General features: G+C 75.4%; 7 protein-coding genes. All 7 read left to right on the top strand.

Features of this window, described 5'->3' with window-relative positions:
- Positions 1–702: 702 nt before the first annotated feature.
- A complete protein-coding gene (locus ACFWP2_RS11510) occupies positions 703–2,085 on the top strand; it encodes a PLP-dependent aminotransferase family protein (protein ID WP_380450152.1) in 1,383 nt (460 codons plus the stop codon).
- Complete coding sequence (gene dpgA, locus ACFWP2_RS11505; RefSeq protein ID WP_380450151.1) at positions 2,082–3,197, top strand: 3,5-dihydroxyphenylacetyl-CoA synthase DpgA; 1,116 nt, start codon at positions 2,082–2,084, stop codon at positions 3,195–3,197. Before ACFWP2_RS11510 ends, dpgA begins: the two co-directional genes overlap by 4 nt.
- Before the next feature lie 22 nt (positions 3,198–3,219).
- A complete protein-coding gene (gene dpgB / locus ACFWP2_RS11500; protein WP_380450150.1) occupies positions 3,220–3,903 on the top strand; it encodes an enoyl-CoA-hydratase DpgB in 684 nt (227 codons plus the stop codon).
- Complete coding sequence (gene dpgC, locus ACFWP2_RS11495; protein WP_380450149.1) at positions 3,900–5,201, top strand: (3,5-dihydroxyphenyl)acetyl-CoA 1,2-dioxygenase DpgC; 1,302 nt, start codon at positions 3,900–3,902, stop codon at positions 5,199–5,201. Before dpgB ends, dpgC begins: the two co-directional genes overlap by 4 nt.
- A 75-nt stretch (positions 5,202–5,276) precedes the next feature.
- On the top strand, positions 5,277–5,504 hold the full coding sequence (locus ACFWP2_RS11490; RefSeq protein WP_380450148.1) for an MbtH family protein: 228 nt from the start codon (positions 5,277–5,279) through the stop codon (positions 5,502–5,504).
- The gene (locus tag ACFWP2_RS11485) at positions 5,501–7,522 is read left to right on the top strand and encodes an ABC transporter transmembrane domain-containing protein (RefSeq protein ID WP_380450147.1); all 2,022 of its coding nucleotides are present in this window, start codon (positions 5,501–5,503) and stop codon (positions 7,520–7,522) included. Before ACFWP2_RS11490 ends, ACFWP2_RS11485 begins: the two co-directional genes overlap by 4 nt.
- The gene (locus ACFWP2_RS11480) at positions 7,522–12,573 is read left to right on the top strand and encodes an amino acid adenylation domain-containing protein (RefSeq protein ID WP_380450146.1); all 5,052 of its coding nucleotides are present in this window, start codon (positions 7,522–7,524) and stop codon (positions 12,571–12,573) included. Before ACFWP2_RS11485 ends, ACFWP2_RS11480 begins: the two co-directional genes overlap by 1 nt.

The raw sequence follows: 12,573 nt of genomic DNA, 5'->3' as shown, positions 1-12,573 counted from the left end.
GGGGCGGTCCGGCGCCAAGCTGGGCTTTTTCTCCAGTGGTTGAGACCACGTCAGGGTGACGGACAGCGACCGGACAGGGGGCGGCGGACGGTGCGGGAGGCGGTGCGGGAGGCGGTGCGGGGGCGGCGCGGCGGACGGCGCGGTGATGCCGCCGCCGAACGCCACCGGACCGGGCGCCGCCGCCGTCGCACCCGACGGCTCGACGCAGCCCCCGAGCCGGTGGTAGCAGACCGTGACGGGACGGAAACCCTCGGCACTTGACAGTCTCTTGACGAAGGCGCGTACTGGAACGAGGACAAACAGCAGACAGGGCCCTGTGCTCCAGGTATCCGTTTGATATCCGTGGCCGGTGCGAAGCGGCGACAGGGCGTGCTGGGATGCTCCGCACCCCCGCGTCACATCCTCGCGTCGCACTCGGCGGCGGTGCCTTCGACGGGCCTTTTCGCGTGCCGCCGCACCCGTACCGCCGATGGTGCGCCCGCGGTGACGCCGCCGGGGACTGGAGCCGTGGGCCGGTCCGAGGGGCCGCCATGAGCTTGACGTCGAAAACGGCCGATGTTCGAACGCGGGAGGACGCCACCGGCGAACCGCCGGCGGGACGCCGTGGCATCGCCGCTCTGCCGCGCGTCCTTCACGCGAGCCCTGGCATCCGCGTCCCGACGGACTGCCCCACCGCGGCTCGTCCACGGAAAGGCGGGCACCATGGTGCTCGATTCGACCACACTGCACTCGAGCATCGAGGACCCGGTTCTCGACCGGATGAACTTCCTGAACGAGATCACGTTCAGCTACCCGGACGCGGTGTCCTTCGCGCCGGGGCGCCCCTATGACGGCTTCTTCGAGGTCGAGGAGATCCACGCCCACCTGCGCCGGTACGCGAAGTACCTGGAGAGCCGGGGCGCGGGGCCGGCCGAAGTGCGCGGCGCCTTCTACCAGTACGGGCCGGCCGCGGGGCGGATCCGGGAGCTGATCGCGTACTCGCTGCGGCAGGACGAGGGGCTGGAGGTCGCGCCCGAGTCGATCGTGGTGACGGTCGGTGCGCAGGAGGCGATGTTCCTGGCGCTGCGGGTGCTGTTCGCGACGCCGGAGGACGTGCTGCTGCTCGTGACTCCCTGCTATGTCGGGATCATCGGGGCCGCGCGGCTGCTGGACATCCCGGTGGTGGCGGTGCCGGAGCGTGACGGGCGGCTGGTGGTGGCCGACGTGGAGGCGGCGGTGCGGGCGCAGCGCGCGGCGGGCCGGCGGCCACGGGCCGTGTACGTGGTGCCGGACCACGCCAATCCGACCGGGTCCACGCTGGACCTGGCGACGCGTAGGGCGCTGCTGGAGCTGGCCGAGCGCCGGGGGCTGCTGGTCCTGGAGGACAGTCCCTACCGGTTGAGCGGTCCGGGGCCGCGGTGTCCGATGCTCAAGGCGCTGGACGGGTCGGGGTGCGTCGTGCAGCTCGGCACCTTCTCCAAGACGCTGTTCCCCGGCGCGCGGATCGGCTACGTCGTGGCCGACCAGGAGGTGCGGGACGGGCGCGGGGGCGTGCGGCCGCTGGCGCGGGACCTGGCGAAGGTGAAGAGCATGGTCACGGTGAACACGTCCTCGCTCAGCCAGGCGGTCGCGGCGGGTGCGCTGCTGGGTGTGGACGGCCGGCTCTCCGTGCTGAACGCCCGGGCCGCCGAGCACTACCGCCGCAGCATGGCCGCGACGCTCGCGCAGTTGGAGCGGTGGCTGCCGGAGGGGCGGCGCCGGGAGCTGGGGGTGGGGTGGAACCGTCCGGAGGGCGGATTCTTCCTGACGCTGCGCACCGGTTTCCGTACCGGCACCGAGGCGCTGGAGCGTTCGGCCCGCGAGTTCGGGGTGATCTGGACGCCGATGGAGTTCTTCCATCCGTACGGCGGGGGCGAGCAGGACATCCGGCTCTCGATCAGCTATCTGACGCCCGGGCAGGTGACGGAGGGTGTCGAGCGGCTCGCGCGGTTTGTGGAGGCGCTCAGCGGCGAGACGCGTGGCAGGGGGACGCACGGCAGGGGGACGCGCGGCGGCGGGAACAGCGGCGGCGTGCCCGGCACCGGAACGGAGAGTGACGCATCATGACCGCGGCCCTGGACCGAGCACTGGTCACCACGGCCCCGCGCATCCTGAGCGTGGGCACCGCGGTGCCACCCGAGCACTATTCGCAGGAGGAGCTGCTCGACCTGTTCGGGATCACCGACCGCAAGGTGCGCTCCGTCTTCCTGCTGGGTTCCATCCGGCAGCGTTCGCTGGTGCTGCCCCCGGCGGGGCCCGACGGCACCAGGCTGCGGGAGTCCCAGGGGGACCTGCTGGACAAGCACAAGGCGTGGGCCGTGAGCATGGGCTCGGACGCGCTGTCCGTGTGCCTCAAGCGGATCGGGGCCGACCTGTCGGAGGTGGCGTACCTGTGCTGCGTGACCTCGACCGGTTTCCTCACCCCGGGCCTGAGCGCGCTGATGATCCGCGAACTCGGCATGGACTGGCACACGGCGCGGGCCGACATCGTCGGCATGGGCTGCAACGCGGGGCTCAACGCGCTGGCCGTGGTGGGCAACTGGGCGGCGGCGCATCCGGGCCGGCTGGCCGTGATGGTCTGCTCGGAGGCCTGCTCGGCCGCGTACACGATGGACTCCACGATGCGGACGGCCGTGGTCAACAGCCTCTTCGGCGACGGCGCGGCGGCGGTGGCGGTGATGTCCGACCCGCCGGACGGCGCGGGGGCCGAGGAGGAGGGCTCCGGCCGCCGCCCGGAGGGTCCGCGGATCCTGAGGACGGCGAGCGTCACGATCGTCGACGCGATCGACGCGATGCGCTACGACTGGGACCGCGACCAGGACCGCTTCAGTTTCTTCCTGGACCCGCAGATCCCGTACCTGGTCGGCGCGCACGTGGAGGGCGTCATCGACCGGCTGCTGGCCGACACCCCGCTGCGCCGCGACGACGTGGCGCACTGGCTGGTGCACTCCGGCGGTAAGAAGGTCATCGACGCGGTCGCCGTCAACCTGGGGCTGACCCGCCACGACCTGCGCCACACCATCACCGTGCTGCGGGACTTCGGCAACGTCTCCAGCGGCTCGTTCCTCTTCTCCTACGACCGGCTCCTGCAGGAGGGCGTGGTCCGCGACGGCGACTACGGCGTGCTGATGACCATGGGGCCGGGCTCGACGATCGAATCCGCGCTCATCCAGTGGTGAACCGACGCGAGGGAGACCGCACATGCCCGTCAACGCCCTGCCCGAAGGCCCCGTGCTGCACGTGGACGGCGGCCGGGAGATCTCGGCCGAGCTGACCGCCGCCGTCTCGGCGCTGTGCGACGAGGCGGAGTCCGCCGGAGCCGACTTCGCGACCCTGTACGTCCGCGGCGCCCCGACCGGCGAGGCGGTGGCCAAGCCGGCCGACGTGGCGACCGTGACCAAGTGGGAGCGGGCCGTACGGCGCTTCGAACGGCTGCGGCTGCCCACGCTGGCGGCGGCGAGCGGGGAGTGCGGCGGCGCGGCGCTGGACCTGCTGCTCGCGGCCGACGTGCGGGTGGCGGCGCCGGACCTGCGGCTGCTCCTGGCCTTCCACGGGCAGGCGACCTGGCCGGGCATGGCCGGCTTCCGGCTGGTCCAGCAGCTCGGGCTGGCCGCGGCGCGCCGCACGGTGCTCTTCGGGGTGCCGATCACCGCCCGCGAGGCGCTGGAGCGGGGCCTGGTGGACCGGGTGAGCCGGGACCCCGGGCGCACCCTGGCGGCCGCGGCCCGGCTGCTGCGCCGGCTGTCCGGCCCCGAACTCGCGATCCGCCGCCAACTGGCCTTCGACGCCCAGTGGATGAGCTTCGAGGACGCGCTCGGCACGCACCTGGCCGCCTGCGACCGCTCGCTGCGGCGCACCCGGGACGCGGACGGGGTGACGGCGTGAGCACCGCGAACGGGCAGGCGCCCGCCCCCGTGCGGGAACGCGCCGCGGACGGGTTCGAGCGGGCGGCCCGGCTGCTGCCGCCGTTCCCCGAGCCCGGACCGCGCCCCGACGGGCCGAACCCTGCCACCGAGCGGGCGCTGGAGGCCGGCCGCGCGCAGCGCACCGCCTTCCTGGAGTGCCACGCCGAGGCGCTGTACGACCGGCTCACCCGGGGCCGCACGCTGCGCCCGCGGCTGGCGGCCCTGGTGGAGGACGCCGCCCTCGCCGTGCCCCGCCTGGTGCCCACGCCCGCGCAGCTGCGGGCGGAGCGGGCCGTGCCGGTCGTACAGCGCCTGGGCTACGAGATCGACGTGGGCGTCCTGCTGCGCGGCCTGCTGCGCTGCCCGGCCGCCGGACGCCACCTGATGGACTCCATGCTGTGGCCCACCGGGCGCGCGCTCGGCCTGCTCGGGCGGTTCCGGGCCACCGGGGTGGTGCGGATGGACAGCACGCTGCTGGAGCGGCGCGCGGGGGTGGCCCGGATCACCATGTGCGCCGGGGACCGCCTCAACGCCGAGGACGAGCAGCAGGTCGACGACATGGAGACGGCGGTCGACCTCGCCCTGCTGGACGAGCGGTGCGAGATCGGGCTGATCCGGGGCGGCGAGATGACCCACCCGCGCTACGCGGGCCGGCGGGTGTTCAGCGCCGGGATCAACCTCAAGCGCCTGCACGCGGGCGAGATCACGCTCGTCGGCTTCCTGCTGCGCCGCGAGCTCGGCTACCTCAGGAAGCTGCTGCTCGGGCTGCGCACGGACGAGCCGTCCTGGCGCTACCCGCTCACCGACATGCCGTGGGTGGCCGCGGTGGACGGCTTCGCGATCGGCGGCGGCATGCAGCTGCTGCTCGCGGTGGACCACGTGCTGGCCGCCTCCGACGCCTATCTGAGCCTGCCGGCCGCGCAGGAGGGGATCGTCCCGGGCGCGGCGGACTTCCGGCTGCCGGCGGTGACGGGCCCGCGGCTGGCCCGGCAGATCGTCCTCGGCGGGCGGCGGGTGCGCGCGAACGAGCCCGAGGCCCGCACGCTCGTCGACCGGGTCGTCGACCCGGCGGAGCTCGACGGGGCCGTGGAGCACGCCGTGGAGCTGCTGCGCGATCCGGCCGTCACCGCCAACCGGCGGATGGTGAACCTCGCCCTGGAGCCCGCGGACGGCTTCCGCGCCTACATGGCGGAGTTCGCCGTCCAGCAGGCGCTGCGCGTCCACGCGGCGGACGTGCTCGGCAAGGCGGGCCGCTTCACGGCCCGGCCGCCCGGCTGAGACCTGCCGCGACCACTGTGCCGGGACCTCGCCCGCCGCCCGGCGGGCGGCCCCGGACGAACGAGGAGATGTGAGATGACCAGCCCCTTCGACGACCCGGACGCCTCCTACCTCGCCCTGGTCAACCCGCTGGGCCAGTACTCGCTGTGGCCGGCGTTCGCGCAGGTGCCGCCCGGGTGGCGGATCGCCTACGGCCAGGGCTCGCGCGACGAGTGCCTGGAGTACGTCGACCGGGCCTGGAGCGACCAGCGGCCGCCGGGTGAGGCCATGCCCGCGAACGGCAAGGAGGTCGCCGCGCCATGATGGCCGGCCCGGGCCCGCTGATCACGGTACGGGCCACCGGCGGCGACGGGGCGGACCCGGCCCGGGGCCGGGTCAGGCCCGGCACCGCCCGGCGGATCCGGCCCTACCTGCGGCCCTACCGCCGGCAGATCGTCGCGCTGCTGAGCCTGACCGTGGTCGACGCCGTCATCACCGTCTCCACGCCGCTGCTGTTCAAGGTGCTCATCGACCACGGCATCGTGCCCCACGACCGGGGCGTGGTGGCGGGCGCCGCCGCCGCGGTGGCGGTCCTGGCGCTGCTGCAGGCGCTGGTGGGCTTCCGGGTCAGCCGCAGTTCGGCGCGCATCGGCGAGGGCCTCGTCTACGACCTGCGCACCGAGGTCTTCCGGCACGTGCAGCGCCAGCCGCTGGCGTTCTTCACCCGCACGCAGACCGGTTCGCTGGTGAGCCGGCTCAACACCGACGTGATGGAGGCCCAGCAGGCGGTGACCGTGCTGCTGTCCAACGTGCTCTCCAGCCTGGTGGTGCTGGGCCTGGTGCTCGCCACGATCTTCTTCCTGTCCTGGGTCGTGGGCCTGGTCGTGCTCGTCACGGTGCCCCTGTTCGTGCTGCCCGGCCGCGTCGTCGGGCGCCGGCTCCAGCGCAACCTGCGCACGTCGATGCAACTGGACGCCGAACTCGGCTCGTTCATGCAGGAGCGCTTCAACGTGGCCGGCGCGCTGCTGGTCAAGCTGTACGGCCGGCCCGCCGGCGAGGCCCGGCGCTTCGCCGGCACCGCGGCGCGGGTGCGGGACGTCGGCGTGGTCACCTCCGTCTACTCGCGGATGCTGCTGGTGACGGTGACGCTGCTGGCGTCGCTGGCCACCGCGGTGGTCTACGGCGTCGGCGGCGAGCTGGTGATCGACGGGGCCATCCAGATCGGCTCGCTGGTGGCCCTGGCCACCCTGCTGGCCCGGCTCTTCGGCCCGATCAACCAGCTCTCCAACCTCCAGTCGAACTACCTGACCGCCCTGGTCTCCTTCGACCGGCTGTTCGAGGTGCTGGACCTGAAGCCGCTGATCGTGGAACGGCCCGACCCCCTCGTGCTGCCCGCCGGGGCCCCGGCCCCGGAGGTCGAGTTCGAGGACGTCTCCTTCCGCTACCCCACGGCCAAGGACGTCTCCCTCGCCTCGCTGGAGACGCTGTCGCTGCCGGCCCCGGAACGCCCCGGCGACGCCACGGCGCTGCGCGGGGTGAGCTTCCGCGCCCCGGCGGGCCGGCTGACCGCGCTCGTCGGGCCCTCCGGCGCCGGCAAGACCACGATCAGCCAGCTGGTCGCGCGGCTCTACGAGCCCACCTCCGGCACCGTGCGGATCGGCGGCCACGACGTGCGCGAGCTGTCCCTGGCCTCGCTGCACGACACCGTCGGCATGGTGACCCAGGACGCGCACATGTTCCACGACACCATCCGCGCCAACCTGCTCTACGCCGAGCCGGACGCCACCGAGGCGCAGCTCGTCGAGGCCTGCCGGGCCGCGCAGGTCTGGGACCTGGTCTCCGCGCTGCCCGACGGCCTGGACACCGTCGTGGGCGACCGCGGCTACCGCTTCTCCGGCGGCGAGAAGCAGCGCCTGTCGATCGCCCGGCTGCTGCTCAAGAAGCCGTCCGTGGTCGTGCTCGACGAGGCCACCGCCCACCTGGACTCCGAGTCCGAGGCGGCCCTGCAGAAGGCGCTGTGGACCGCCCTGGCCGGGCGCACCGCCCTGGTGATCGCGCACCGCCTGTCCACCGTCCGCGAGGCCGACCAGATCCTCGTGGTCCGGGGCGGGCGCGTGGTCGAACGCGGCCGGCACCCCGACCTGGTGGACGCCGGCGGCCTGTACGCGGAGCTCTACCGGACCCAGTTCGCCAAACCGCCCGCGCCGCGCCCGGAAGCCGAGCAGCACCCGGCGAACGGCTACGGCGACCTGCCCCCGCTGCCGCGCGGCGGAGGGCCCCTGCGCCGGCTGCCGCCGCCCGAGACGGCGCCCGAGCCCGGCCGACCCGAACGGAGAGCATGATGAGCCAGTTGACGGTCGAGGACGTGTGGCCGCTTTCCCCGCTGCAGGAGGGACTGCTGTTCCACGCCTCGTACGACCAGGACGCGCCCCGGGACGTGTACGTGGGGCAGCGGATCCTCAACCTCGAAGGGGACCTGGACCCCGGGGTCCTGGAGGCGTCCTGGCAGGCGATGCTGGACCGGCACGCGAGCCTGCGCGCCGCCTTCCGCTCCCGCGCGGCCGGCGACACCGTCCAGGTGATCGCCAGGGGCGTGCGGATCCCGTGGACGTACGCCGACCTCGGCGCCCTGGGCGGGGAGGAGGCCGAGCGGGAGGCCGCGCGCCTGGCCGAGGTCGACGCGCGGCGCTTCGACCTCGGCATGCCGCCGCTGCTGCGGGTGCTGCTGCTGCGCGCGGGCCCCGGCCGGCACCGGATGGTGGTGACGATGCACCACATCCTGATGGACGGCTGGTCGCTGCCGATCCTGTTCGGCGAGCTGTGGGAGGTCTACGGCAGCGGCGGCGACGCCTCGGTGCTGCCGAAGGTGCCGCAGTACCGCGACTACCTCGCCTGGCTGGTGCGCCGGGACGCCGACGCCTCGCGCGAGGCGTGGCGGGCGGTGCTGGCCGGGACGGAGGAGCCCACCCTGGTGGGCCCGGCCGACCGCGGCGGCCCGCCGGTGATGCTGCGGCACGTGGTCGAGCGGATCGGCGACGACCTCGCCGAGCGGCTGCGGGAGACGGCGCGCTCCGCCGGGGTCACCTTCAACCGGGTCTTCCAGGTCGCCTGGGCGCTGCTGGTGGGCAAGCTGTCCGGCCGGCTGGACACCGTCTTCGGCGCGACCGTCTCCGGCCGGCCGGCCGAGGTGCCGCAGGCGGACCGGATGGTCGGGCTGTTCATCAACACCGTGCCGGTACGGGTGCGGCTGGACCCGACGCTGCCCTTCCGCCGGGCCATGGCGGCGCTGCAGGACCAGCAGACCGCCCTGCTGGACCACCAGCAGCTGAGCCTGCCGGAGATCCAGCGCGCCGGCGGGCCCGGCGCGGTCTTCGACACCCTGATGGTCTTCCAGAACTATCCGCGCGGGCCGATGGCGGCCCCCTCGGCCGGGCCGTCGCGGCCCGGCGGGCCGGGCCGGGCGCCGCGGCCCGCCGACGGCTCGCCCCCGGGCGAGGGCCTGGGCGGCACGGCGCTGCGCAGCGGGCGGCAGGCCGGCGGCCCGCTGCGGGAGCCGGGCGGCGGGATGCCTCCGGGGCCGGGCGACGGGCCGGGGCCGGGCGACGGGCGAGGGCCGGGCGACGGGCGGGAGCCGCCGGGTGCGCCGGGCGGCGGGATCGGCCTGCGGGGCCCGGCCGGCATCCGGGTCTCGGCCGGCGGCGGCGAGGAGGCCGCCCACTACCCGCTGACGATCGTGGTCACGCCGACCGACGACATCGAGGTCCGGCTGGACTACCGGCCCGACCTGTTCGACGAGCCCACCGCCCGCGGCCTCGTCGACCGGATGCTCCTGGTGCTGCGCCAGGTCGCGGACGACCCGGACGTGCCGCTGGGCCGGCTGGAGGTGCTGACCGGCGAGGAGCGGCGCGAGCTGGACGGCTCCGGGTACCGCACCCGCCGCGAACTGCCCGACGCGACGCTCGCCGGGCTCTTCGAGCGGCAGGTGCGCCGCACCCCCGGGGCGGTGGCGGTGGTGTCCGGGGACACCGAGCTGACGTACGCCGGGCTGGACCGGCGGGCGAACCGGCTGGCGCGCCGGCTGGCGGCGCTCGGGGTGCGCCCGGAGACGCTGGTGGGCGTGGTGGCCGAGCGGTCGCCCGAGCTGATCACGGCGCTGCTGGCGGTGGTGAAGGCCGGTGCGGCGTACCTGCCGCTGGACGGCCGGCACCCGGCCGCCCGGCTCGCCGCGGTGGCGGCGCAGGCGGGTGCGTCCGTCGTGCTGGTCGACGGGCCGAACGCCCGGCGGGGCCTGGCCGACGCCGCGCTGTTCGAGGGCGCCGAGGTGCTCCCCCTGGAACCGGACCCCGCCGACCCCGACCCCGCCGGTCAGGGCGTCTCCGGGAACGGCGACGGCGCGGCCTTCCCGGCGGTGCCGGTGCGGCCGGAGAACCTCATGTACGTCGTCTACACCTCGGGCTCCACCGGCCTGCCCAAGGGCGTCGCGGTGACGTACGGCAGCGTCCTGGCGTTCTGCCTGGACGGGTGCTGGTCGGCCGAGACCCTCGAACGGGTGCTGGTGCAGGCCAACCACGCCTTCGACGCCTCCACCTACGAGATCTGGACGACGCTGCTGCACGGCGGCCGGCTGGTGCTGGTGCCCCCCGGGGACATCGACACGGTCGAGCGCGGCCGGCTGATCGCGGACCAGAAGGTGACCAGCGTGCACGCCACGGCGGGGCACTTCCGGGTGCTCGCGGAGCAGGCCCCGCACATCTTCGCCGGGGTGCGCGAGGTCTCCACCGGCGGTGACGTCGTCTCCGCGCACGCCGTACGCACGCTGCTGCGCTCGCACCCGGGCCTGGTGGTGCGCACCACCTACGGCCCGACCGAGTCCACCGCCTTCGCCACCCAGCTGCCCTTCACCGACCCGGACGCGGTGCCCGACGTGGTGCCGCTGGGCCTGCCGATGGACAACACCAGGGCGTTCGTCCTGGACGCGTTCCTGCGGCCCGTGCCGGTCGGCATGACGGGCGAGCTCTACCTCGCCGGGGCAGGGCTGGCGCGCGGCTACCTCGGGCGCGCCGCGCTCACCGCGGAGCGTTTCGTCGCCTGCCCCTTCCCCGCCGAGGGCGAGCCGGCGGGCGCGCGGATGTACCGCACCGGCGACCTGGCGCAGTGGACCCGGGACGGGCGGCTGCTCTTCCTCGGCCGCGCCGACAAGCAGCTCAAGATCCGCGGGTTCCGCGTCGAGCCGGCCGAGATCGAGGCCGTGCTCGCCGCGCACCCGGACGTCGCGCAGGCGCTGGTGGTCGCGGTCGAGGACGCGGACGGCCGCAAGCGGCTGGCCGGGTACGTGGTGCCGGCCGGCGGCGGGCAGGCCTCGCCCGAGCCGGGGGCGCTGGTGGAGTACCTCGCCGGGAGGCTGCCCGACTACATGGTCCCGGCCTCGGTGACGGTGCTGGAGTCGCTGCCGGTGACGGTGAACGGCAAGGTCGACCGGGCCGCCCTGCCGCGGCCGGTCTTCTCCGGCCTGGCGGCGGGGCGCGCCGCGGCCACCGACGCCGAGGAGCTGCTGTGCCGGCTGTTCGCCGAGGTGCTGAACCTGGAACGGGTGGGGGCGGAGGACTCGTTCTTCGGCCTCGGCGGCGACTCGATCACCTCGATGCTGCTGGCGGGGCGGGCCCGCAAGGCCGGGCTGGCGATCACGCCGCGCCAGGTCTTCGAGCTGCGCACGCCCGCGGAGCTCGCGCGGGTGGCCGAGTCGGTCGACGCCGAGCGGGCGGCGGGCGCCGGGGACGTCCCCTGGGGGCCGGTGCCGCTGACCCCGGTGATGCGCGAGATCGCGGCCCGTACGGGTTCGGCGGCGCGCGCGGGCAGCCAGTCGATGGTGCTGACCGCGCCGCCCGGTCTGACGCCCGAGCGGCTGGCCGCCGTGCTGCGGGCCGTCGCCGACCGGCACGAGGTGCTGCGGGCGCGGCTGGAGGAGGCCGAGGGGCGGCTGGTGGTCCCCGAGCCCGGCGCGGCCCCCGCCGCGGCCGGCCTCGTGACCCGGGTGGAGGCGGTGGGCCTCGACGGGGCGCGGCTGGAGGCGCTGCTGGACGAGCAGGCCGCGGCCGCCCAGGCCGCGCTCGCGCCGCGCGACGGCGTGATGCTGCGGGCCGTGCTCGTCGACCGCGGCGCCGCCCAGGACGCCCTGGTGCTGCTGACGGCCCACCACCTGGTGATCGACGGGGTCTCCTGGCGGGTGCTGATGCCCGATCTGGCGCTCGCGGACGCGGCCCTGGACTCCGGGGGCGCGGACGCGGCGCGGGCGGCCCTCGCCCCCGAGCCGACCTCGTTCCGGCGCTGGGCGGGCGCCCTGGCGGAGCGGGCCAGGGCGCAGCGGACGGTGGACGAGCTGCCCGCCTGGCGGCGGATGCTCGACCGGGTCGAGCCGCCGATCGCCGGGCGGGCGCTGGATCCGCGGACCGACACCGTGGGGGGCGGGGTGTCGCGCGCCGAGCTGACCGTCGCGGCGCCGATGGCGGGTTCGCTGCTGGCGGCCCTGCCGGCCGCCTACCACGCGGGGGTCGACGACGTGCTGCTGTCCGGGCTGACGGCGGCGCTCGACGAGTGGCTGCGGGCGCGCGGCGGGCCGGTCCCGGAGGGGTTCCTGATCGACCGGGAGGCGCACGGGCGGGTGCCGCTGGCCGAGGACATGGACCTGACGCGGACCGTCGGCTGGTTCACCGCCGTCCATCCGGTGTGGCTGGAGCCCGGTCCGGTGGACACGGCCGAGGTCCGGGCGGGCGGGCCGGACGCGGCGCGGCTGATCAAGCGGGTCAAGGAGCAGCTGCGGCAGGCGCCGGGCGACGGCCTGGGGTACGGGCTGCTGAGGTATCTGAACCCGGCCACGCGCGCGGTGCTGGAGCCGCTGGCGCGGCCGCAGATCGGGTTCAACTACCTGGGGCGGTTCGGTGCGTCCGGCGGGGCCGGCGGGGAGGCGGAGCTCCCCGGTGTCGGCGGGGCGCCGGCCGGGGCGGACGCGCGGGCGCGGGCGTGGACGCCGGCGGGTGAGCGCCCGGTGCCCGACGGCGGGGTGGACCCGTCGATGCCGCTGCGGCACGTGCTGGAGATCAACGGTTCGGCGCGGGACCTGCCCGAGGGGCCCGAGCTGGGCTTCGTCCTGGAGTCGCCGGGCGGGCTGCTCACCGAGGCGGAGCTGGGCGACCTCGCCGGGCGCTGGCGGGCGGTGCTGGAGGGCCTGGTGCGGCACGCCGCCGAGGGGCCCGGCGGTCACACCCCGTCGGACTTCTCGCTGATCTCGCTGGGGCAGGAGGACATCGACGAGTTCGAGTCGGCCTTCGGCGACGGCGGCGAGGGCGACGGCAGCGGCGGGGGTAGCGGCGACGGCAGCGGCGGGGGCGGCGGCTGA

Origin of the sequence: Kitasatospora sp. NPDC058444, from assembly GCF_042721415.1 — a bacterium.
Classification (GTDB): Bacteria; Actinomycetota; Actinomycetes; order Streptomycetales; family Streptomycetaceae; genus Kitasatospora.
Note: the sequence above shows the minus strand (reverse complement) of the source record. Positions and strands in the feature narration are given on the sequence as shown.

Coding starts and splice junctions, on each gene's coding strand:
- ACFWP2_RS11485 (WP_380450147.1), top strand. CDS start 5,501: ATGATGGCCGGCCCGGGCCCGCTGATCACGGTACGGGCCACCGGCGGC.
- ACFWP2_RS11490 (WP_380450148.1), top strand. CDS start 5,277: ATGACCAGCCCCTTCGACGACCCGGACGCCTCCTACCTCGCCCTGGTC.
- ACFWP2_RS11510 (WP_380450152.1), top strand. CDS start 703: ATGGTGCTCGATTCGACCACACTGCACTCGAGCATCGAGGACCCGGTT.
- dpgA (WP_380450151.1), top strand. CDS start 2,082: ATGACCGCGGCCCTGGACCGAGCACTGGTCACCACGGCCCCGCGCATC.
- dpgB (WP_380450150.1), top strand. CDS start 3,220: ATGCCCGTCAACGCCCTGCCCGAAGGCCCCGTGCTGCACGTGGACGGC.
- ACFWP2_RS11480 (WP_380450146.1), top strand. CDS start 7,522: ATGAGCCAGTTGACGGTCGAGGACGTGTGGCCGCTTTCCCCGCTGCAG.